We start from the raw sequence: 20,322 nt of genomic DNA, 5'->3' as shown, positions 1-20,322 counted from the left end.
TGCTGCACACCCGCGACGCCGGCGTCACCCATGGAGCCGACCCGGTTCGCGGCGCGGGGCACGCACGCGATCGAGCAGGTGGACCTGCCCGGCGGCGAGTTCAGGATGGGCGACGCCACCGGCGACGGCAACCGGGGCGACGGCGAGACGCCCGTCCATCCGGTGGTCCTGGCGCCGTTCTCGATCGACGCGACCTGCGTGACGACGGCCGACTTCGCCGCCTTCGCCGAGGCGACCAGCTACCGGACGGAGGCCGAGGAGTACGGCTTCTCCGCCGTCTTCCACCTGGCCCTGCGCGCCCGCCCGGAAGACGTGATGAACCCCGTCCCGGGCACCCCCTGGTGGGTCGGCGTCCACGGCGCCGACTGGCGGCACCCCGGCGGAACCCTGTCGTCGGCGGAGGCCGACCACCCCGTGGTCCACGTGAGCTGGAACGACGCGCTCGCCTACTGCTCGTGGGCGGGTCGGCGCCTGCCCACCGAAGCCGAATGGGAGTACGCCTCCCGTGGCGGCCTCGACGGCGCGCGCTACCCATGGGGCGACGACCTGCCCGAGGACGAGTGGCGGGTGAACATCTGGCAGGGCGTCTTCCCCACCCGGAACACGCTGGCCGACGGCCACCTGACCACGGCTCCGGTCCGTACGTTCGCGCCCAACGCGTACGGGCTCTGGCAGACGGTCGGCAACGTCTGGGAGTGGTGTTCGGACTGGTACGCCCCCGACTATTACGCCTACTCCCCGTCGGCCGATCCGCGCGGTCCGCTCCGCGGCACGACCCGGGTGCTGCGCGGCGGCTCCTTCCTGTGCCATGACTCCTACTGCAACCGCTACCGCAACGCGGCGCGGTCCTCGAACACGCCCGACTCCTCGATGGCCAACGCCGGGTTCCGCACCGTGGCGCTATGAGACGGCCGAACCTGACCGTGGCGCTATGAGACCGCCGGCTGGTGGCCGAACCTGACCGGTTCCGGGCCGCGCAGCCGGACGGCCGGGTCGGTCAGCGCCTGGTCCCGGGCGTCGACCTCGACGGCCGGCTCGATGACCGGCTCGGACTCGCCCGCCGCCACGATCCGCCGCAGCAGCCGCGCGCGCAGCCCGGCCGCCACCTCCAGGTGGGACCGGTGCCCCGCCAGGTTGACCAGCTCGTGCGGGTCGCTGTCCAGGTCGTACAGGGCCTGCTCGCGGTAGCGGGCGGAGGCGGGGCTGGCCACCGGGTCGGCGCCCTCGGCGACGGCGTAGTACTTCCACCGCGAGGTACGGATGCCGCGGCCCACCTCGGACTCGCTCACCTGGAAGAACACCTCGTCCGGCCAGGGGGCGCGGGCGTCGCTGAGCAGCGGCAGGAACGAGTGGCCCTGCATGTTCTCCGGTACGGGCAGCCCGGCGGCCGCCAGCAGCGTGGGCGGCAGGTCGATGACGCTGACCGGCCGGGCGATCGCGCCGCCCCCGTCGAACCCCGGCCCGCGCACGGCCAGCGGCACCCGCAGCGACGCGTCGTGGCAGGACCGCTTGTACTCGCCGTTGCGGGTCTTGAAGTGGTTACCGTGGTCGGAGGTGTAGGCGACGATCGTGTCATCGAGCAGGTCCATGCTCCGCAGCGCGTCGAGCAGTCGGCCCAGCCCCTCGTCCAGGCGCTTGACCTGGCCCAGGTACCCGCCCAGGTGCCGCGCGGCCGTGCCGCCCAGCGCGGTCAGGTCCGGCGGCGTCCATCGGCCCTGGTAGCGCTCCTCGTAGCCGTCGGGGGCCGGGTAGTTGTCCACCTCGTTCTGGTGGTGCGGCTCCAGGAAGGACAGGAAGAGGAAGAAGGGCTCGTCGTGGTGGTCGGCGACGAACCGGACGGCCGCGTCGACCAGGGCGTCAGAACGGTAACCGGGCAGGAAGACGGGGTCGTTGGCCTCGTCGTACACGATCGTGCGGTAGGCGTCGGAGGTGTGCTCCAGCGCGTTGGCCGCCAGCCACGACCCGTAGCCGCCGCGCAGCCCCTCGGGCACCGGCTCGGTGGCGGCCAGGTGCCACTTGCCGATGTAGCCGGTGGCGTATCCGGCCGCGCCGAAGTGGTGCGCCAGCGTGCGCTCCTCGGCGGGCAGGACGCGGCCGTTGCGGTAGACCCCGGTCGTGGTCGGGTAGCGGCCTGTCTGCAGAGCCGCGCGGGCGGGCGCGCACACCGGTTGCGGGGTCAGCGCGACCATGGCCTGCGTGCCGTGCCGGGCCATCCGGTCGAGGTTCGGGGTGAAGGGTCCCACGGTGTCCCAGCGCTGCTGGTCGGTGAAGACGACGATCACGTTCGGGCGCAAGGGAGGGCTCCTGTCGAAGGGCCGTTGGGAGAGGCTGCTGGGAAGGGCCGTCAGGAGGAGCCGCGCCGCAGGAATGTCCAGGGGCGGAGCACCTCGCGGGCGGGCAGGGGCCCGTCGGCCTGGAGGCGGTCGAAGAGCAGGCGTACGACGTCGGTGTAGTCGTGTCTGAGCGGGCCGACGGTGCTCAGCTGCGGGTTGCTGATGAGACCCTCGTCGATGTTGCCGACCCCGATCACCGCGAGGTCGCCCGGCACGCTCAGCCCGAGGTCCCTGGCGGCGGAGAGCACGCTGATCGCGGCCCGGTCGGACGCCGCGAAGATCGCGTCCGGCCGGTCGGGGGAGCGCAGGAGCTCGGTGGCGGAGTGGTAGGCCGCCACGCGGTCGTCCGCGCCGGAGACGATGATCCGCCGGTCCACGCCGTGCCGGTCGAGGGCGGTCGTGTAGCCCAGCAGCCTGCCGGTCGGGTGGTCTCGGTAGAGCTCGTGGCGGTGCGCCATGAAGGCGACGCGGGTGCGGCCCTCGGCCAGCAGGTGCTCGACCGCCTCGGCGCTGACCTCGGTCTCCGGTGTCCGTACGACGTCGCAGCCGACCGGCACGCTCTCGTTGCGGACCACGACCATCGGCAGCCCGCCGGCGACGATCTCGGCCAGCAGATCGTGGGTGAGGTGGTCACCGGTCTGATTGACCAGCGCGCCATCGGCGATCCCGCTCCGCAGCACGTCGGCCGCCGCCCGCGCGCGGCCCTCGGAGTAGACGGCGAGCGTGATCACGGAGTAACCGTGTACGTCGGCCGTCTCGTGCAGGTCCCTGGCCAGCCGCTCGTCGCTGGGATTTCCGCCGAGCGACGCCTGAACCAGGCAGACCCGCTGGGTCCGGCGCTTGCGCAGGCTCCTGGCGGCCTGGTCGGGCGTGTAGCCGAGCTGCCTGGCCGCGTCGAGCACCCGCTGCCTCGTCTCGGCGGCGACGGGCCGGTCACGGCCGCTGAGCACATAGGACACGGTCGCCACCGACACCTGCGCCAGCTCGGCCACCCGGCGCGCTGTGGGTCTCATGTGTGCTGATGTTAAACGATTAACATCAGCAGGCTCTACCCTAACCCTCCTGATCGGATCAACCTTCTGTCGTCCGGACGCTCTTTGCCCGTGAGGTAGAATTCAGGTACCGAGGACATTCCGTGCGTTGACACTCAGGTCGGCGTCGCCCACGGCGATCCGCGATGTCGGCCTCCTCATGTTGGGCCGGACAGGTCAGGCGACCATGAAGGCGTCAATTCTTACTCATCTCAAGCCGCTGCGCGCTGTCGCTTCCGCCGTTTCCGCCATCGACTCCGAAGTGCGGCTCAGCCTGAATCCCGTGCTCAGCCGGCGATCCGTGGTGGACGGGGCGTGGTGGCCCCACTCCCGCGACGCGGCCGCGGAGCTGCCAGGGCTCATCGCCGCCGTCGATCAGCGGCTCGACCAGACCACGTTGCGGGTCGGCGTGCGCAAGGAGACGTGGGACCACATCCCGCGCCGTATCCCGGCACCCGGGCGCCAGATCAAGGTCGGCTGGTTCCGCAACACCGACCCTCAGGTGGTCACGTTGATCCTCGCGGGTGCCGAGCCGATCGTGCTGCTGGTCATCCCACCGGGCACCGCGAGCGGGCCCGCTGCGGCCGCGCTCAAGCTCGGCGCCCAGGACACGACCGGATTGTGGCCGGTCGACCTCCTCACCATCGCCCGCCTGCCCGCCACCCGCGGTGCCCGGCGGGCGGGCCGGAAAGCCTTGGACGGCTGGGAGAACGAGGGTGGGCACATCGCCGACCAGGCGGCCGGTCCGCCGATCGGGTAGCTGGTTCCAACCGGATCGCCGGGTCGGCGGGGGCGTAGGCTGCTGGGTGTGGACCTCCCCCCGTCCCACGGCCCGACGTTGCAGGTCGCCCAGGCGTTCATCACCCTGGCCGACACGCTGGTAACCGGGTTCGACGTCATCGACTTCATGCATGGCCTGGCCGAGCAGTGCGTGCGACTCCTCGGCGTCGACGCCGCCGGGCTGCTGTTCGCCGCCCCCGGCGAGAAGTTGCGGTTGGTGGGCGCCTCCAGTGAGCAGAGCCGGCTGCTGGAGCTGTTCCAGCTCCAGACCGACCAGGGTCCCTGTCTGGACTGTTTCGCCACCGTCAGTCCGTTCACTGCGCCGACCTGGCCACGGCGGAGCCCATGCGGTGCTGGCCCCGCTTCGCAGAGCAGGTCGGCGTCAACGGATTTCGCGCGGTCGACGCGCTGCCCATGCGGCTGCGCAACCAGGTGATCGGCGCGATGAACCTGTTTCGCCAGGAGCCCGGCGAAATGCCGGCCCCCACCGTCGCGCTCGCCCAGGCCCTGGCCGACATAGCCACCATCGGGCTGCTACAGGGGCGCACCATCCGGGAAGGCCAGGATCTGTCCGAGCAGTGTGGTCGCCCGTGCCGCCGGCCCCGGCCTCATGCCCTTCCCTCCCGCCCCCTCAGCCGAGGACGCTGACCCGACGCCGTGACACCCGGCGAGGCGTCAGCCCGGTAACCGGACGGTGGTTCCGCCCGTGGCGCTGGAGAAGGTGACCGCGTCGCCGAACTGCCGGATCGGGGGTGGGGTACGGGGGCCCCTGAAGTCCCAGGTCGGTGACAGGGGCTGTACGCCGGTAGCATGGGCCCAGGCGCCGAGTGTTCCTCCGATGTATCGAGGGACGTCAGCCACAATCCTGAGAGCGGGACGCAAGATGAGTAGTCCTCGCACATCCGAAGACCTGACCACGATGGAGTCCGCCCCGGCCACCGAGGCCGACGAGCGGGCCGAGCACGCGGCCAACGCGCAGTGGCTCAAGGACAACCCGGCTTCGATGCCGCAGGTGGCCGCGGGCCGCTGGGCCGTGTACAACCGCGCCGGTCACCTGCGCGGCCACCTCGTCGGCGATGGCCCGACCCGCGAGACCCGCTTCAAAGCGATCAGCGCCGACAAAGCGGACAACAACCGGATGCCCGCTGGCAGCGCGCGCTTCGGCATCACCTTGCACGACGCCGGGGCACATCTCCTCGACGGGGGCACGCACGGCGGCCTCGCCGAGGCAACGGGCAACTGAGCGCCGCTCAGGCACCGGCGCACCGTGCGAGGCCGCTCGGTCACGCGTTGGGGCAGTAGGCCGGGGCCGTGCCGTAGGCGTACTGGAGGAAGTCGGCCAGGTCGTCAGGCCAGGAGTTCCAGTCGTGGCCGCCGGTGCCGTAGCAGTAGCGGTGGTTCACTCCCAGACTGGTCAGCGTCTTGTCGAAGTCGCTCGCGTACGAGCCGAGGATGGTCTCGTCGACCGACAAGGCGTCATCATGGGCCTTGCTGTCGTAGGCGCACGTCTTCGGCGCTGGATGGTGGCCGTCGGCGTACTGGGGATTGCCGGGAGCGCCCGGCAACTCCTTGCAGCCGCCCGCGTACAGGCCGAACCGGCCGCTGTAGGGCGCGTACTTGCCCTGTGTCACCAGTTCGGCCGGGTTGACGGACGGCCAGTCGTCGACCGTTTTGCCGTTGAAGACGGTGCTCGTGTACGGCCCGAACAGGCTCTCCAGCCGGTAGCGCCGCTGCTTGTCCTGGTCGAGCACCAGGACGCCGTTCTCGTATTTGTTGACCCGGAACGCCCCCCAGTCCGTCAGCGGCATGATCGCCGCGCCGGACGCCCACATGGAGTCGGAGATCGTCCGCTGGGCGGGCATGCCCCGCAGGTCGATGCCCGGGGAGAAGGCGCCGATGACGGAGAACACGTCGGGGTGCGCGGCGGCGTACTTGAGCGTGCCGAAACCGCCCATCGACAGCCCGGCCAGCCCGCGCCCCGATCGGTCGGCGATGGTGTTGAAGTTGGCGTCGATCCAGGGGATGAGCTGGGAGATGTGGTACGTCTCCCACTTGGGCGCGAAATATCCGTCAGTGCGGCCGACCCAGTCGCTGTACCAGCCGGTCATCCCCCCGGTCGGCATCACCACGATGCCGTCATAGGCCCCCGCCTGCTCCACCAGGGAGACCAGATCGGTCTTCGTCGTCCACTCGTCGTAGTTGTCCCCGCCGCCGTTGAGCAGGTAGAGCGAGCGGTAGCGGGTGCTCCTGGCCGGGTCGTAGTCCTTGGGCAGGTAGATCCGTACGGTGATCGGACGGGCCAGCGGGTCGATCGCCGGCGTGCCGCCGGACGCCTGGAAGATCGCCGTGGAGGTCATGGTGATGTCCCGCAGCTCGGACCCATTGTCCTGGAGGTGCCGGTCCACGCTCACGCAGGTGATGCCGTAGTCGTCGGGGTGGGGCAGGGTCGTCGAGCAGGTCTGCGCCTGCGCCACGCAGGCCGGGACCACGACCGCTCCGGCGATCATCAGCAGCCCGGTCAATACGCGCGATAACCACTGCAGGGAACTTCGCATCGCTTCCTCCTCTAAGTGAGAAACCGGGCATCAAGGTACAAAGCGGAGCAGATTTGCGCGTCAACCGCCGGGTGGAGAAAGTGGTCAACCTTCACCCTGCGGGCCGGGGCCGCGTACAACTCCTGCGGTAGGTCGCCTGGCGTATTACGGCTTTCGAGTGGGTCTTGCCAGTTTTGTCATGTCGGCTTTCACTGATCTCCATACCGGTGATCCAGGAGGAGCCGATGCGTGGCTTACGGGCGTCCGCAGTCGTTCTGGCGATCGTTCTTCTCACGACGTTCCTGACCTCGGGACAGTCCGTCCCGGCGGTCGCCGGGCCGTCCGACCCGGAGCCGGCCTCGCTGGTCACGCTCTCCGTGCCGGACCAGGCCACGATGGAGCGGCTGACGGCCTCGGGGGCGGACCTCACCGAGCGGATACGGCCACAGGCCGACGGCAGCGTCCAGGTCGACGCGGTCGTCACCCCAAGCCAGCTGACGGCGCTCGCCGCGCTCGGCGCGACCCTGGCGCCCGGCACGCCGTCTCGTTCCCAGGCGACGCCGAAGGGCGCCGCCGTGCCGGATCAGCTGGTCATCGAGCGGGCGGTGTGGTTCAGGAGCCGCGACGGGTACTTCCTGTCGGTCGAGGCGTCCAGCAGCGCGGGGGCGGCAGCCACGCTCAGCGTGAACTGGACGGGCAAGGGCGGTTCCGGCGGTCAGGTACCGATGGTGCCGTACGTCGACGCGGGCGCCTACCTGGGCCACCAGCTCAGCACCCCCGTGCCGGCGGAGAACCGGCCGCAGTGGGTCACCGTCACGTCGGCGGCCGGTGGCAAGGCAGACGCGCGGGTACAGGAGTGGCCAGACGGGGAGCGGCCCGACCGCCAGGGTCCCGGCTACGAGAAGGACTTCGTCAGCCAGTACATGCCGCCGGCCCAGCTCAACGATCGGGTCAAGGCGCTGCACCGGCGCTTCCCCAAGCTCACCGACATCATCACGCTGCCGAATCCGACCAACGGCTACCGGCGCAACGCCCAGGCCCTGATCGGCAGCCCGCCCGGCGCCGCCGTCGTGGTCACCTCGAACGCCTACGGCTCCGAGGGCGGCAACGACCTGGCCATCGAGCTCGTCACCCCCGGCGTGCCCGACCGGCAGTCGCAGGTGACGGTGAACGGCAAGCAGATCACCGTCAGCCTGGCCACCGACGGCTCCGGCGCGCCCACCAGCACCGCGGCCCAGGTGGTCGCGGCGATCAACGCGACGCCGGGCATCGCCGTCAAGGCCACGACCTACCGCACCGACGCGGGACAGGGCGTCATGGCGCCCGCCCCGCTCACCCAGCTGAGCGACTTCCTCAAGGCACCGGCCGACGTCCCCCGCGCGCCGTGGCGGGTGCTGGCCCTGCGCGTCGGCGTACACCGGGACGGCTCGCGCACCGGAGTGCTCGCCTACGCGCAGGAACACGCCAGGGAATGGGTGGGCCCGCTGGTCACCATCGAGGCGGCCGAGCGGCTGCTGCGCAACTACGCGCGCGACGCGGCGACACGGGAGCTGCTGAAGCGCACCGACATCTTCATCGTGCCCACGGTCAACCCCGACGGCGCGAACTACAGCTTCTACGACTTCAACTCCCAGCGTAAGAACATGACCAACCACTGCCCCGCCCAGCAGTCCGACCCGGCGCTCCGCAACACCTGGGGAGTGGACGTCAACCGCAACTACGCCGTGGGCTCGCTGTCGGACGGGTACTTCGGCGCCTCGGCCAGCTGCCAGAGCGGTACGTACGCCGGGCCCGCCGAGCATTCCGAGCCCGAGAGCCGCAACGTCATGTGGCTGGCGCAGCGGTATCGCAACATCAAGTTCGCGATGAACGTCCACAGCTACGGCGGCTACTTCATGTGGCCGCCGGGCGCCTACAAACTCGACGGCCGCGTCACCCTGCCCCGGCCCACGCCCCGGCAGGAGGCGTACTTCCTGCGTTCGGCCCGCACCATCGAGCAGGCCATCGCCGCCGAACGCGGCACGGTCACCTGGCCCCAGCAGACCGGGCCGGTGACCGACGTGCTGTATTCGGCGGCGGGCAACTCCGCGGACGAGCTCTGGTACGACCACGGCGTCTTCGGCTGGGACTTCGAGGTCGGCAGCGACCTGTGGAACCCCACGACCCGGATGTGGGAGGGAGTGGGGTTCCAGCCGCCGTTCAGCGAGGGGCACGCGGAGGCGATGGAGTTCGCCTCCGGGCTCATCTCGCTGATCAGGGTCGCCGCCGACTATCGCGAGCCGTGACGAGCACGTCTCGCCGGCCCGGCCGCAGCGGCGGCTGGGCGTGCCGGAGCGTCAGCCGATCACCCGCGCAACCGCCGGTATCCGCCGGAGCACCAGCCAGTCGAGCAGCAGCACGGCCGCCATGGTGACCCCCGCCAGCGGGAACAGCAGCCCGAGCACCGCCATGACGGCGATCACTCCGTACGCGCTGCGCCTGTTGGTGGCGCGGGCGGGCGCTCCCGCTCGCCCGCGCGGGCGGCGCTTCCACCACATCCACGCGCCGGTGACCACGAGCGTGATCAGGGACAGGCAGGCGGCGAGCATGACGAGCAGGTTGACGGTGCCGTAGCGGCGGCCCTCGTGCAGGGCGATGCCCTGTTCGACGGCTTTGGCCATGATGCCGTACTCGGCCCAGCCGTAGGAGACGAGCACCCGGCCGCTGTACTGGTCGACGTGGAGCGTCTGCGCGGCGGCCGGGTCACGGCGGTTGTCGGTCACGATGGTGTAGACGCCCTTCGCGTCCTTGGGGAGGAGGACCTTGATGTCGCATTCGGCGGGCGGGCAGTCGCGCAGGACCGGCCGGGCGGCGGCCAGGGCCCGCTCGATGGGCAGGGCACCCGGTTGCAGCACGCCGCCCGTCGTTTCGTGCGCGGCGTGACCTTCGGACTGCGGTACGGGGAGTCGTTCGGCGGACCAGGGCACCTTGGCGTCGGGGTTGGTGGACAGGTCTCCGGACAGCGTCGAGGTGTTGGGGAAGGAGTCCGCGCTGGGGGTGGTCGAACCGGTGCTGTCCTGGATGCGCTGCAGGCCGTCACCCCACACGCCTGACCAGGGCAGGCCGGACAGGACGAGGAAGACGACCGCCGCCCCGGCGCCGACTCCGGTGAGGGTGTGCAGGCGGCGCAGCCGGCCGCGCCCCGACCGCTTGGCCCGCTTGAGGGTACGCCGGCCGCTCCACCACAGGTACGTGCCGGTGGCGATGAGGATCAGCGCCCAGCACGCGGCGATCTCCACGACCCGGTCGCCGATGGTGCCCGCCATCAGCTCACCGTGGATGGTGCGTACGACGCGCATGAAGGTGGTGCCGTCGTCGATCTGCCCCACCACGCGGGCCGTGGACGGATCGACGTAGACCGAGACGCCCTGAGCGAAGGGCCCGGTGTCGGCGCCCTGCAGAATGACCCGGGTGGTCCGGTCCGGGGCGGTGGGCGGGATGACCGACATGACGGCCGCGCCGGGCCGCGCCTGGCGGGCGGCGGCGATCTGCTCCGACAAGGGCTTCGCCGCGGTCACGGGTGTGGCGAGCGTGCGGACGTCGGCGTAGTGCCACTCTTCGAACGGCTCCTTGAACAGGTAGATCGACCCGGTTATGGCGAGAATGAGCAGAACGGGGGCGACAAACAGCCCGGCGTAGAAATGCCAGCGCCAGATGATGCGATAGCGCTGGGATGACAAGGCCGGGGTGGGCTGGACGGTCGGCGGCCGTACCTCTACAGAGGTCATGGGGTTCTCCATTCCGGAGACGCGCCCGTTTCGGGGCGCGCGAACAGCGGGGGCGGTCATGACCGCGCGATCGGGCCGCGAACAGCGGAGGCGGTCATGACGGACCGGACGTGCGGCTTCCGGGTACGACGACGGCGATGCACGCGGTCGGTCCCGGCGGCACGCGGCGCCGGTAAATGGTCAGCTTCAGCAGGCGTCGCCTACTGAGGCGGCCCCCGGCGGCACAGCTCCCAGGCCAGCACCTGGGCGGCGGGCATCCCCGACGTGACCGCCACGACCGGCGCCACGCGGCGCGGCGTCGAGGTCGGCACGAGCAGGTCGGTCAGCGGGCGCCACAGGTCGCGCAGCGAGCAGGCCAGCAGGAACAGCAGCGTGGCCAGCGCCGTCTCCCCGCGCTCCAGCCACCAGGCGGACACCGTGGCGACCAGCACGTGCGCCAGCAGCATCCCGATCCCCGCGGACAGCCCGCCGAGGTGGTGTCCCGTCAGCGGAAGACCGGGGCCGGGGCCGAAGAGGTGGTGCATGCCGTACTGCGCGGCGAAGGAGGCGACGAGCAGCGTTCCCATACTCCGTCGCCGACGGGCGAGGACGTACGCCCCCGCGCCGGTCACGGCGGTGGCGGCGGCGACGATCCCCAGCCCGGCGCCCGCGCCACCGGCGAGCACGTGCATGCCCAGCGCGGCGTACACGCAGACGACCGCGAACACCGCCGCGCGCACGACACGTCCGGCGGGCTCGTTCCGATCGGCGCTCACGCGCGATCACCGCTCACATGTGCAGATACGGCCCAGCGGGTGTCTCGGTTCGATCACGCCGTAATGGGCGGTGGTCCCATGAGCTCCACCGGCTTGACCTGCGGAAACTTCGGATCGCCGGGTAGGGGTGTCGGAGAAGGGGATGTCGAACGGGGGCAGATCATGATCATTGTCGGGGTGGACGGCTCGCGGGCGGGGCTCGAGGCCGTTGGATGGGCCGCCAGGGAGGCCGCGCTGCGCGAGGTACCACTGACCGTGGTGCACGCCATGCCGGGATGGGCCTGCGAGACGGCGCCCGGTCGCTATGCCGCCGTGGCCCAGTGGATGCGCGACGGGGGCGAGATGGCGTTGGCCGCGGCCGAGGACCGGGCGCGTGGCGAGCACCCGAAGATCGGCATCAGGACGATGCTGCTGCCCGGCGATCCCCGAGCCGCCCTGATCGAGGCCGCGAAGGAGGCCGAGCTGCTGGTCATCGGCAGCCACGGGCTCGGGGGAGTGCGCGGGCTGCTGGTGGGGTCCGTGGCGTACGGGGTGGCCGGGCACGCCCCGTGCGACGTGGTCGTCGTGCGGCAGCTGCCGTCCCTTCCGCGCGGCGAACTGGTGGCGGGGGTGGACGGCTCGCCGCGGACCCGCCGCCGGGTGCTGGACTTCGCCTTCTCCGAGGCGGAGCTGCGGGGTGTGACCCTGCGGGCCGTACACGCCTGGAGCGGGTTCCAGCCCACGAGCGAGGAGGATGAGCGGGACGGGCGGCTCATCCTGCGCGAGGCGCTGGCCGGGCACCGTCAGGATCATCCCGATGTCGAGGTGATCGAGGAGGCGGTGCACGGTCACCCCGTGGAGGTGCTGCGTCAGGCCGCTGAGGGCGCCGACCTGCTCGTGGTCGGCTCGCACGGGCATGGCGCGTTCGCCGGCATGGTCATGGGCTCGGTCAGCCAGGCCATGCTGCACCACTCCCCGTGCCCGCTCGCCGTGGTCCGGAACAGGCAGGACGACCCCGGTTGAGTTCCGTGCGTTCACGGGTTGATGACGACCGCGCTGCCCAGCGGGACATGTGACAGGACGCGCAGGGCGGGGGCCGGGACCCGGACGCAGCCGTGACTGATCTCCTGCCCGAACACGCTCTCGTCCGGCCAGCCGTGCAGGCCGATCGTGCCGGGTCCGCCGTCGAAGGTCTGGAGGACGGCGGAGTGCATGCCCAGGGCGAGCATGCGCGGGCTGTAGGTCGGATGCTCGGGAGTCAGCGAGGCGAGCAGGAACGTCCGTCCCGGTGGCGTGGGGGTCGACGGCGCGCCGGTGGCGACTTTCCAGGTGCCCAGACTGCGCTCGGACTTGAACACCGTGAGTTGATGAGCGGCCAGGTCGATGCGTACGTAATAAGCGCTGTAGGCATTCCGCAACCCGCCGCCACCGGCATAAATCCAGCCCGTTGACAGATTCGGCCGGCTCGGCAGCAGAACGCGTACCCATCCCGGCTGCTCTTCCACTATGGGCACCCATACCGGACCGCCCACTGAAGTGGTCGGCAATATCCCCACCGGTGCGCCCCCGGGGCTGGCATAAACCACCTGTGGTTGCGTGGGATGTGTCACGTGCCCATTTCCCGGCTCGAAAGGAGCGGTATCTTTCGGCGTTCCGCGCAATCTCGTGTACGTCGTGGAGCGCGGCAGTCGCGCCCGTTGCGCGGCTGACACCGGCACCGGCGCCACCTGCTGGATCGGGGCTGGAGGCGCGGCGGCCGGTGGCGGGGCAGTCGTTCCGCAGGCCGCGGTCAGGGTGATGACGGCCAGTGCCGTGCTCCATGCGATCGGCCGCGCATTGCCGTGCCTGTCCAGTCCCATGCCGTCACGCAAGAAAGCCTCCACTATGTCCGGGCGAGTGAGGGCAGTTTACGGAGGGGCCTTGAGCGTCTTGGGCCGAGAATTGGGATAAGTCGTTCTATCGGGGGACCTCGGGCCTTGATTGATAAGTGGCAGAGGCTTTGTCGCGCCTTTACCGGTCGGACGTGCGTGCTCGTTGATCTCCCCGAATATCATGCCGAGTTGCTTGCCGTTTCACCTCGCTGCGCGGGTGGAAGCCGGTTGTATCCAGCGCGCTCCCCTATAGAAAAGATTCACTACATGGAAGTAATCTCTGGTCGCGCTTCCCACCGGTCGCGATGGGTCTCTCTGCTGGCGGGGGCCTTCGTGCTCGTCGTCGCCGGGGCTCTGCTGACCACATGGCCATCCGGTGCGAAGGCGGCCCAGCCGCGGTCATGCCACCTCAACGAGGACGTCTGCGATAATCCGGCCACCAGCATCTCCGGCGATCTCGAAGGCATGACCCTCGAACCCGGCGTCTACACGGCCGCGTCCTCGATCGAGCTGACCGGCACGCTCACTCTCGACGCTCAGGGCGATCCCGACGCCGTCTTCATCTTCCAGATCGGCACCGCGTTCTTCACCGGCCCGGACGGCGATGTCGACCTCGTCGGCGGGGCCCAGGACTGCAACGTCTTCTGGGAGGTGGGCAACACGGTGACGACCGGCATCATGCCCGACGTGACCGTACCGGTCGATGAGGAGGTCGAAGAGGAGGTTCACGAGGATCGGGGGACCGACACGGGCGTCAAGGAAGACTGTCCTCTGGCGCATCAGGTCACGCCGCCCGCCCTTCCGCCATGCGCGGAGACTCCGCCGGTGCGGCCGGCACCGACTCCGATAGTGCGGCCGACCCCGGCCCCGCTGGTGAAGCCGACGCCGAATCCGACTCCCCAGGTGGATGCGCCTCCGAAGGTGGTTTCGCCTCCCAAGGTGGTTTCGCCGCCTCAGACGGTTTCGACGCCACAGACGGTGGCGACTCCGAAGGTGGTCTCGACTCCTCAGGCGGTCGTGACTCCGAAGGTGACGTCGACTCCGACCGCGACGGCGACGTCGACTCCGACGGCGACATCCACGTCCAGGACGACCACACCCGATCACCACCGCGATCATCACCACCGCGACCGCCACAACTGCGGTCACCACTGCGGGCTCGAACCGGCGCCCGAGCCCGTCCCGGTCGGCTCGCGCCTGCGCGTGGCCGGCTGACAGTCCTGTCCGGCTGACGATCCTGTTTCGGGGCGATGCGCGGGATGACCAGCTCGCTGAGGCCATCCCGCGCATCGCCGCAGCTGGTCCCGTCTGTGAGCGTCGAGGCCGGGCGCGGGCGCGTAGAGCGTCAGAGGACGGGCGCAGGGCGTCAGAGGGCGGGCGTCAGAGGGCGGGCGTCAGGGGATGGGCGTCAGGGGCGGTTCGCCGTTCAGGACCGCGATGATGTTGTCGACGGCGAGGTCCACCATCCGGGCCCGGGTCGCCTCCGTGGCCGAGCCGATGTGCGGGAGCGCCACCACGCGTTCGTGCTGGATCAGCGGGTCGCCGACGCCGTTGCGCGGCTCGCGGTCGAACACGTCCAGACCGGCCGAATGGAGCCGGCCGGCCTCCAGAGCGGCGAGGAGCGCGGTCTCGTCGAGAACGCCGCCGCGGGCGGTGTTGACGAGGGTCGCGGTGGGTTTCATCATCGCGAGCTCGGCCGCGCCGATGAGGCGGCGGGTCTGATCGGTGAGCGGTACGTGTAGAGACACCACATCGCTGGTGCTCAGGAGCTTGGGCAGGGACACCGCCTGGGAGAGCTCGTCGTCGGGTCTGCGAGACAAGGTGTGCTGGACTGTCATGCCGAACCCGACCGCCCGCCGGGCGACGGCCTGCCCGATCTCGCCGTAGCCGATGAGGCCCAGGGTCGCCCCCGTCACGTCGAGTCCGAGGTAGGCGTCCAGGCGGCTCCCGGTCCACCCGCCGCTCCTGAGGCTGTCGGCCGCCGTGAGCAGCCGCCGCCGTGCCATCAGGATGAGGGCGAAAGCGGTGTCGGCGGTGGTCTCGTGCAGGACACCCGGGGTGTTCGTGACCACGATGCCGCGCTCCCGCGCGGTGGCGACGTCGGTGCCGTCGTAGCCCGCGCTCGGCAGGGCCAGCACGCGCAGTCGCTCGCCCGCCTCGAGCACCGCGGCGTCGACATGGTCGGAGTTCTGGCACAGCAGCGCGTCCGCGCCGGTGACAAGGTCGCGCAGCCGCTCAGGCGGCGGCGGCGTGACCTCGGCCCACTGGCGTAGCTGAGCGACGCGGCCGAGCCGTTCGAGACCCGTGCCCGGCAAGGTCGGCCGGGTGACCACCACGATCGGCGCCATCGCCTGCATATCGTTCTCTCTCCTCCCGATGGGGTCCGGCCTGAGCGCGGACGGCATCCCTCCATCAACATAGATCACCTGGATGTTGACGAAGTCAGGGGGCGGGCGAGGAGAGGGTGAGGACGGGTCAGCGCGCCCCGGCGGCTCCGGTGAAGGGCATGTGCTCGCCTTCCACGTACGTCGGGAACGGCTGGTAGACGTTCACGCCCGGTTGGCCGCGGAGCAGCAGCGCCGAGACGAACGGTTGCTCCTCGCTGGTGATCCGGGTCGAGGTCGGGATGTAGCGGATGGTCAGGCCGCAGCGGCGCTTGGGGGAGGTGTTGGCGCTGGAGGCGTGCAGGATGTTCGGATGGTGCACCTCCACGTCGCCGGGCGCCAGCACCAGGTCCACGGCCTGGGACTCGTCCACCGTCACGGCGCTCTCCGAGCCGAGCACGTTGGCGACGTCGTCGCGCTGCCGCAGCTCGTGCAGGGCCTCCTTGTGCGAACCGGGGACCACGCGCATGCAGCCGTTCTCCGGCGTGGACTCGTCGACGGCCAGCCAGAGCGTGATCACCCGCATCGGCTCCAGCGGCCAGTAGGCGCCGTCCTGGTGCCAGAGGACCGCCTTGCCGGAGAAGGGCGGCTTGCTGATGTAGTGCGAGGCGAACAGTGCGAGGTCCGGGCCGACGAAGAGCTCGGCGATGTCCAGCAGTCGATCGTCGGCGATCAGCCGCACCCAGAACGGGTCGCCGGCCACCAGTTCGGTGCCCAGATCCTCGCCGAGCAGGTCGGGGTGCTTGGCCTGGAGCCAGGCGACGTGGTCGCCGGCCTCGGCGATCAGGCCGGGGTCGATGACGTTCCGGAAGATCGTGTAGCCGTCGCGGTCGTAGTCCTGAAGACGCTCGTGGTCCTTAAGACGCTCGTGGTCCTGAAGGTGGTCGTGGTCCTGAAGAGTGCGGTCGGCTTCCTGGGTCACGATGTGCTCCTGTGCGGGGGCGATGGACATCGATCCGGATTCTTCGGCCTCCGCGTCACGACTTACTAGCACTCGCCGCCCCATAACTATTAATTTCCTGACATGCCGACTGTGCTGCGCTGGGTGGATTTCGCGTACGGCCTGCCGTACCACGCGGCGCTGGTGCCGGTAAGCGGCAGCCGTCGCGACCGGCCCGAGCCGCACAGTCATGCCGATTTCCATGAGTTCGTCTTCGTGACCGCGGGCGCCGGCGCGCAGCGCGTCGGCGCGGCGGAGATGCCGCTGCGCGCGGGGGACGTGGTGCTGGTCCGGCCGCACGACCGGCACGAGTTCGCGGGTACGGCGGCCGACGGGATGCGCTTCGTCAACATCGCCTTCCCCAGCGAGCGCTGGCGCGCCTTCGCCGACCTCGCCGGGCTGGCGGGCACGGCGGAATGGGATCGGCGCGACCTCCCCTTGGCGGCGCGCACCGACCTGGACGGGCCGGTCGCGGCGGAGTTCGCCCGCGTGCTGGCCGCCTATTCCGGCGTGCCGCGGGTGCTCGACCTGGTCGGGCTGTGGACGGCGGTCGTGCCGCTCCTGGAACGGGCCGACGGCACGGCCGTGGACCGGCGGCCGGGCTGGCTGGTGGCGGCCTGCGTGGCGATGAGCCGTGAGGAGAACCTGCGCGACGGGTTGCCCCGGCTGCTGGCGATGGCCGCGGTCAGCCCGGGGCATCTGGCCCGTTCCATGCGTACGCACTACGGGTGCACCCCGATCGCGTTCGTCGCCGGGCGCCGCCTGGAGCACGCCGCGCTGCTGCTCACCACGACGACCGAGGGCATCGGCCGGATCGCCCAGCGCTGTGGTTTCTCCGGCCAGTCGTACTTCGGCAGGCTCTTCCACGACAAGTACGGCCTGGCCCCCCGCGACTACCGGGAGGCCACCCGGCGGGCGGTGGTTCCGGCGGCTCTGGACACCCCACACATCAAGTGATTAGATGACTTCACTTGGGCGAAGGACGCATGGTGCGGCCGCCCGATCCACCCCCGGCGACCGCGAGCATGCCCTCCCACTCGACGCCCACGAAGAGACACCCCCCAAGATCGAACAGGAGGCCGGGCATGATCCGGTCGCGTTTACTGTGCATGGCCGCCATCTGCGCCGTCGTCACCCCGCTCGCCCTCACGGGCTGCTCCTCCAGCGGCGACACGGCGAAGGGGGCGGGCAAGACCGAGCTGAAGCTGTACAACGACAAGGGCGCCTGGAGCAAGTACTTCGACCAGATGGGCGCCCTGTCCAAGCAGCAGATCGGGTTGTCGATGAAGCCGGTCGGCTACACCGACGAGCCGACGTACCAGGCGTTCATCAAGGCGTCCTTCCGCACCGACGTGAAGCCCGACCTGTTCACTTGGACGACCGGCGGCGGGCTGGCCGAGGTGGTCGCCCAGAAGCAGCTGGCCGAGACGACCGCGCTCTGGCAGGAGGCCATCAAGAACGGCGACCTGTCGGCGGACCTGGCGAAGTACTACACGGTGGGCGGGAAGCAGTACTGCGTGCCGCTGAACGCCGCCTACTGGGGGATGTTCTACAACAAGAAGGTCTTCGACAAGTACGGCCTCAAGCCTCCCACCACGTGGGACGAGCTGATCTCGATCGCCGACACGCTGAAGAAGAACGGCGTGCCCGCGTTCTACCACACCTCGGTGCTGTTCTCCTTCGTCTGGTTCGAGCAGCTCCTGGCCGGTACCGATCCCGACCTGTACGACCGCCTCTCCACCGGCCAGGCGAAGTACACCGATCCCGGCGTGGTCGAGGTGATGAAGCGGTGGAAGTCGATGATCGACGCCGGATACTTCAACAACGCCGGCGACAAGACCGACCCGGGTGACGTGCTCAAGACCGGCAAGACCGCGATGGTGTCGTTCGGCACGTGGTTCAACACGAGCATGACGCAGCGCGATCTGAAGGCCGGTACCGACTACGGCTACTTCACGATCCCGAACGTCAACCCCGCGCTGCCCAAGACCTCGATGATCTTCGAGAGCGGCCCGCTCTGCTCGCTGGCCAAGGCGCCCGACCCCGAGGCCAGCACGAAGTACCTCAAGTGGTGGGTGACGCCGGCCGCGCAGGAGAAGTGGGCGACCGCCAGGGGAGACGTCTCGGCCAACCCCAAGGTCACCATCACCGACCAGGCGATCGCGGAGGTCAGCAAGGCGGCGGGCAGCGGACAGTACCGCCTGGTCAACCGCTACTTCGAGGCCACGCCGCCGCCCGTGCTCACGGCCGCGCTGGACGGCTTCGGCGCCTTCCTCGTCAAGCCGGACAGCTACCAGAAGGTCCTTGAGGACATCCAGGGCGCCGCCGACGAGTACTGGAGCAGTCACCAGCCCGGCAGCTGAGATCCGGGGCGCACCGGCACCTGTACGAATTCTGTACGCCGCGCTTGCAGGCTGATCAACAGCGGGTGCCGCGTGCGGCCTCCACTCCTTGCGATGCCCCCCGGAACTGTTCTTGAGGAGAAACCTGTGCAGGCCCGACTCCGTCGTTCGGCCGCGCTGCTTGCCGGTGCGCTCATCCCCCTCTCGCTGCTCACCGGCCAACCGGCCGGAGCCGCGTCCGCCGATCCCATGACCGACGCCTTCGCCCGCGCGGCCACCACGTACGAGGTGCCACGCGACCTGCTGGTGTCCCTCGCCTACTCCGAAACCCACCTGGACGGGCACCGCGGCCAGCCCAGCGCGAGCGGTGGCTACGGGGTGATGCACCTGGTCAGCAACCCTGTCAGGCACACCCTCGAGCGGGCGGCCACGCTGACCAAGCAGCCCGTCTCGGCCCTGAAGGCGGACGCCGCGGCCAACATCACGGGCGGTGCCGCCGTGCTGCGCGCCTACGCCGACGAGCTGGGGCTGGACGCCGAGGCGCGCAAGGACGCCAGTAAGTGGTACCAGGCGGTGGCCAAGTACGGCGGCGCCTCCTCGGCGCCGGTCGCCCGGCTGTACGCCGACACCGTCTACGACCTGCTGGCTCAGGGGATCCGCGCCACCACCCCGGAGGGCGAGACCCTCACGGCGGCGCCGCAGGTCGTCGAGCCCGAGCGTGGCTCCTACGCCAAGGCGGAGGAGCTGGGCAAGACCGGCTCGCTCGCGGCGGCGGTCGACTACCCGGGAGCGACGTGGGCGGCGGCGCACAGCTCCAACTACGCCGTCTCCAACCGCCCGACCAGCGACGCGATCGACCGCATCGTCATCCACGTCACCCAGGGCAGCTACGCCGGGACGATCAGCTGGTTCCAGACCGGGCCGCGGCCGAACCCCACCTCGGCGCACTACGTCATCCGCTCGTCGGACGGCGCCATCACCCAGATGGTCAGGGAGAAGGACCGGGCCTTCCACGCGGGTGACTACAACAGGCGCTCGGTCGGCATCGAGCACGAGGGCTGGGTGGACCAGGCCTCGTGGTTCACCGACGCGATGTACCGCTCCTCGGCCGCGCTCACCCGCAGCATCGCCGACCGCTACGGCATCCCCAAGGACCGGGCGCACATCCTCGGCCACAGCGAGGTGCCCGGCGCCGACCACACCGACCCGGGTCCGAACTGGAACTGGACCACGTACATGCAGTACGTCACCGGCGGCGGCACCCCCACCAATCCGCACACCGCCGAGTCGGTCTGCGGCAGCGGGTTCAAGGTGATCGACTCGGCGGCGCTGGGCACGGCAGGCACCGTCTACCTGACCTACAACTCGACCACCGGCTACAACTGCGTGGCCACGATCAAGAAGACCCAGCTCGGCACGGCCTCGGCCACCAGCGCGTACCTGGAGGTGGAGGGCCAGACGCGCATCACCGACAGCGGTAACTTCGCCTACTACGCGGGTCCGGTACGCGCCAACGCGGCCGACAAGTGCGTCAGGTGGGGCGGCAAGGCCGGCGCGTCCACCTACGACAGCCCGTCCGAGCACTGCGGATAGCCGGAACGTCCCG

Annotated in this window: 19 protein-coding genes; 11 read left to right on the top strand and 8 right to left on the bottom strand. The window is 70.3% G+C overall.

Going from position 1 to position 20,322, the window contains the following annotated elements; all coding sequences use genetic code 11:
• Nucleotides 1–30 precede the first annotated feature (30 nt).
• Nucleotides 31–906 (top strand): formylglycine-generating enzyme family protein, encoded by an 876-nt coding sequence (locus tag AB0H88_RS04880; RefSeq protein ID WP_357641335.1) that lies wholly within the window; start codon nt 31–33, stop codon nt 904–906.
• A 23-nt stretch (nt 907–929) separates the two neighbouring features.
• Here AB0H88_RS04880 and AB0H88_RS04875 read toward each other — a convergent pair whose 3' ends face one another.
• Together AB0H88_RS04875 and AB0H88_RS04870 are read right to left on the bottom strand one after the other, a co-directional pair.
• Nucleotides 930–2,294, bottom strand: a complete 1,365-nt coding sequence (locus tag AB0H88_RS04875; RefSeq protein ID WP_357641333.1) for a sulfatase-like hydrolase/transferase — start codon at nt 2,292–2,294, stop codon at nt 930–932.
• 50 nt (nt 2,295–2,344) lie between these two features.
• A complete protein-coding gene (locus AB0H88_RS04870) occupies nt 2,345–3,346 on the bottom strand; it encodes a LacI family DNA-binding transcriptional regulator (protein ID WP_357641331.1) in 1,002 nt (333 codons plus the stop codon).
• A gap of 178 nt (nt 3,347–3,524) precedes the next feature.
• Between AB0H88_RS04870 and AB0H88_RS04865 the strand changes: the two genes are divergently transcribed.
• The 4 genes from AB0H88_RS04865 (at nt 3,525) to AB0H88_RS04850 (ending at nt 5,387) form a co-directional block, all read left to right on the top strand.
• On the top strand, nt 3,525–4,124 hold the full coding sequence (locus AB0H88_RS04865) for a DUF5994 family protein (RefSeq protein WP_357642004.1): 600 nt from the start codon (nt 3,525–3,527) through the stop codon (nt 4,122–4,124).
• A 48-nt stretch (nt 4,125–4,172) separates the two neighbouring features.
• Nucleotides 4,173–4,580, top strand: a complete 408-nt coding sequence (locus AB0H88_RS04860; protein WP_357641329.1) for a hypothetical protein — start codon at nt 4,173–4,175, stop codon at nt 4,578–4,580.
• Complete coding sequence (locus AB0H88_RS04855; RefSeq protein WP_357641327.1) at nt 4,559–4,792, top strand: hypothetical protein; 234 nt, start codon at nt 4,559–4,561, stop codon at nt 4,790–4,792. Before AB0H88_RS04860 ends, AB0H88_RS04855 begins: the two co-directional genes overlap by 22 nt.
• A gap of 235 nt (nt 4,793–5,027) precedes the next feature.
• Nucleotides 5,028–5,387, top strand: a complete 360-nt coding sequence (locus tag AB0H88_RS04850; RefSeq protein WP_357641325.1) for a hypothetical protein — start codon at nt 5,028–5,030, stop codon at nt 5,385–5,387.
• Between the two features lie 40 nt (nt 5,388–5,427).
• On the opposite strand, the gene AB0H88_RS04845 is transcribed toward AB0H88_RS04850, so the two are convergent.
• Nucleotides 5,428–6,699, bottom strand: coding sequence for an alpha/beta hydrolase-fold protein (locus AB0H88_RS04845; RefSeq protein WP_357641323.1), 1,272 nt, complete (start codon nt 6,697–6,699; stop codon nt 5,428–5,430).
• Between the two features lie 224 nt (nt 6,700–6,923).
• Here AB0H88_RS04845 and AB0H88_RS04840 point away from each other — a divergent pair, with 224 nt between their 5' ends.
• The gene (locus AB0H88_RS04840) at nt 6,924–8,963 is read left to right on the top strand and encodes a M14 family zinc carboxypeptidase (RefSeq protein WP_357641321.1); all 2,040 of its coding nucleotides are present in this window, start codon (nt 6,924–6,926) and stop codon (nt 8,961–8,963) included.
• Between the two features lie 51 nt (nt 8,964–9,014).
• Here the strand turns inward: AB0H88_RS04840 and AB0H88_RS04835 are convergent, their stop codons facing one another.
• Both AB0H88_RS04835 and AB0H88_RS04830 read right to left on the bottom strand, forming a co-directional pair.
• Nucleotides 9,015–10,445: a PepSY domain-containing protein gene (locus AB0H88_RS04835; RefSeq protein WP_357641319.1), complete on the bottom strand. Its 1,431-nt coding sequence runs from the start codon at nt 10,443–10,445 to the stop codon at nt 9,015–9,017.
• Nucleotides 10,446–10,645: 200 nt separating this feature from the next.
• Nucleotides 10,646–11,200, bottom strand: a complete 555-nt coding sequence (locus AB0H88_RS04830) for a hypothetical protein (protein ID WP_357641317.1) — start codon at nt 11,198–11,200, stop codon at nt 10,646–10,648.
• Between the two features lie 162 nt (nt 11,201–11,362).
• Here AB0H88_RS04830 and AB0H88_RS04825 point away from each other — a divergent pair, with 162 nt between their 5' ends.
• Nucleotides 11,363–12,202, top strand: coding sequence for a universal stress protein (locus AB0H88_RS04825; RefSeq protein WP_357641315.1), 840 nt, complete (start codon nt 11,363–11,365; stop codon nt 12,200–12,202).
• 11 nt (nt 12,203–12,213) lie between these two features.
• Here the strand turns inward: AB0H88_RS04825 and AB0H88_RS04820 are convergent, their stop codons facing one another.
• The gene (locus AB0H88_RS04820; RefSeq protein ID WP_357641313.1) at nt 12,214–12,684 is read right to left on the bottom strand and encodes a L,D-transpeptidase; all 471 of its coding nucleotides are present in this window, start codon (nt 12,682–12,684) and stop codon (nt 12,214–12,216) included.
• 522 nt (nt 12,685–13,206) lie between these two features.
• Between AB0H88_RS04820 and AB0H88_RS04815 the strand changes: the two genes are divergently transcribed.
• On the top strand, nt 13,207–14,265 hold the full coding sequence (locus AB0H88_RS04815) for an ice-binding family protein (RefSeq protein WP_357641311.1): 1,059 nt from the start codon (nt 13,207–13,209) through the stop codon (nt 14,263–14,265).
• A 179-nt stretch (nt 14,266–14,444) separates the two neighbouring features.
• On the opposite strand, the gene AB0H88_RS04810 is transcribed toward AB0H88_RS04815, so the two are convergent.
• Entirely contained in the window at nt 14,445–15,407 is a 963-nt protein-coding gene (locus AB0H88_RS04810; RefSeq protein ID WP_357641309.1) for a D-glycerate dehydrogenase, read from the bottom strand.
• A 118-nt stretch (nt 15,408–15,525) separates the two neighbouring features.
• Nucleotides 15,526–16,386, bottom strand: coding sequence for a phytanoyl-CoA dioxygenase family protein (locus AB0H88_RS04805; RefSeq protein WP_357641307.1), 861 nt, complete (start codon nt 16,384–16,386; stop codon nt 15,526–15,528).
• A 72-nt stretch (nt 16,387–16,458) separates the two neighbouring features.
• On the opposite strand from AB0H88_RS04805, the gene AB0H88_RS04800 reads away from it, so the two are divergent.
• The 3 genes from AB0H88_RS04800 (at nt 16,459) to AB0H88_RS04790 (ending at nt 20,309) form a co-directional block, all read left to right on the top strand.
• Entirely contained in the window at nt 16,459–17,331 is an 873-nt protein-coding gene (locus AB0H88_RS04800; protein WP_357641305.1) for an AraC family transcriptional regulator, read from the top strand.
• 128 nt (nt 17,332–17,459) lie between these two features.
• Nucleotides 17,460–18,737, top strand: a complete 1,278-nt coding sequence (locus tag AB0H88_RS04795) for an ABC transporter substrate-binding protein (RefSeq protein WP_357641303.1) — start codon at nt 17,460–17,462, stop codon at nt 18,735–18,737.
• Between the two features lie 126 nt (nt 18,738–18,863).
• Entirely contained in the window at nt 18,864–20,309 is a 1,446-nt protein-coding gene (locus AB0H88_RS04790) for a peptidoglycan recognition family protein (RefSeq protein ID WP_357641301.1), read from the top strand.
• Nucleotides 20,310–20,322: the final 13 nt, after the last annotated feature.

It is taken from the genome of Nonomuraea sp. NPDC050680 (genome assembly GCF_040654555.1).
Taxonomy (GTDB): domain Bacteria; phylum Actinomycetota; class Actinomycetes; order Streptosporangiales; family Streptosporangiaceae; genus Nonomuraea.
The sequence above is the reverse complement of the archived record's forward strand: the minus strand, read 5'-3'. Positions and strand labels throughout refer to the sequence as shown.

What these genes read in the sequence shown, in the direction of transcription:
- AB0H88_RS04800 (WP_357641305.1), top strand. Translation starts at nt 16,459, where the DNA reads ATGCCGACTGTGCTGCGCTGGGTGGATTTCGCGTACGGCCTGCCGTAC.
- AB0H88_RS04840 (WP_357641321.1), top strand. Translation starts at nt 6,924, where the DNA reads ATGCGTGGCTTACGGGCGTCCGCAGTCGTTCTGGCGATCGTTCTTCTC.
- AB0H88_RS04810 (WP_357641309.1), bottom strand. Translation starts at nt 15,407, where the DNA reads ATGCAGGCGATGGCGCCGATCGTGGTGGTCACCCGGCCGACCTTGCCG.
- AB0H88_RS04835 (WP_357641319.1), bottom strand. Translation starts at nt 10,445, where the DNA reads ATGACCTCTGTAGAGGTACGGCCGCCGACCGTCCAGCCCACCCCGGCC.
- AB0H88_RS04865 (WP_357642004.1), top strand. Translation starts at nt 3,525, where the DNA reads ATGTTGGGCCGGACAGGTCAGGCGACCATGAAGGCGTCAATTCTTACT.
- AB0H88_RS04870 (WP_357641331.1), bottom strand. Translation starts at nt 3,346, where the DNA reads ATGAGACCCACAGCGCGCCGGGTGGCCGAGCTGGCGCAGGTGTCGGTG.
- AB0H88_RS04845 (WP_357641323.1), bottom strand. Translation starts at nt 6,699, where the DNA reads ATGCGAAGTTCCCTGCAGTGGTTATCGCGCGTATTGACCGGGCTGCTG.
- AB0H88_RS04805 (WP_357641307.1), bottom strand. Translation starts at nt 16,386, where the DNA reads ATGTCCATCGCCCCCGCACAGGAGCACATCGTGACCCAGGAAGCCGAC.
- AB0H88_RS04795 (WP_357641303.1), top strand. Translation starts at nt 17,460, where the DNA reads ATGATCCGGTCGCGTTTACTGTGCATGGCCGCCATCTGCGCCGTCGTC.
- AB0H88_RS04850 (WP_357641325.1), top strand. Translation starts at nt 5,028, where the DNA reads ATGAGTAGTCCTCGCACATCCGAAGACCTGACCACGATGGAGTCCGCC.
- AB0H88_RS04855 (WP_357641327.1), top strand. Translation starts at nt 4,559, where the DNA reads ATGCGGCTGCGCAACCAGGTGATCGGCGCGATGAACCTGTTTCGCCAG.
- AB0H88_RS04880 (WP_357641335.1), top strand. Translation starts at nt 31, where the DNA reads ATGGAGCCGACCCGGTTCGCGGCGCGGGGCACGCACGCGATCGAGCAG.
- AB0H88_RS04825 (WP_357641315.1), top strand. Translation starts at nt 11,363, where the DNA reads ATGATCATTGTCGGGGTGGACGGCTCGCGGGCGGGGCTCGAGGCCGTT.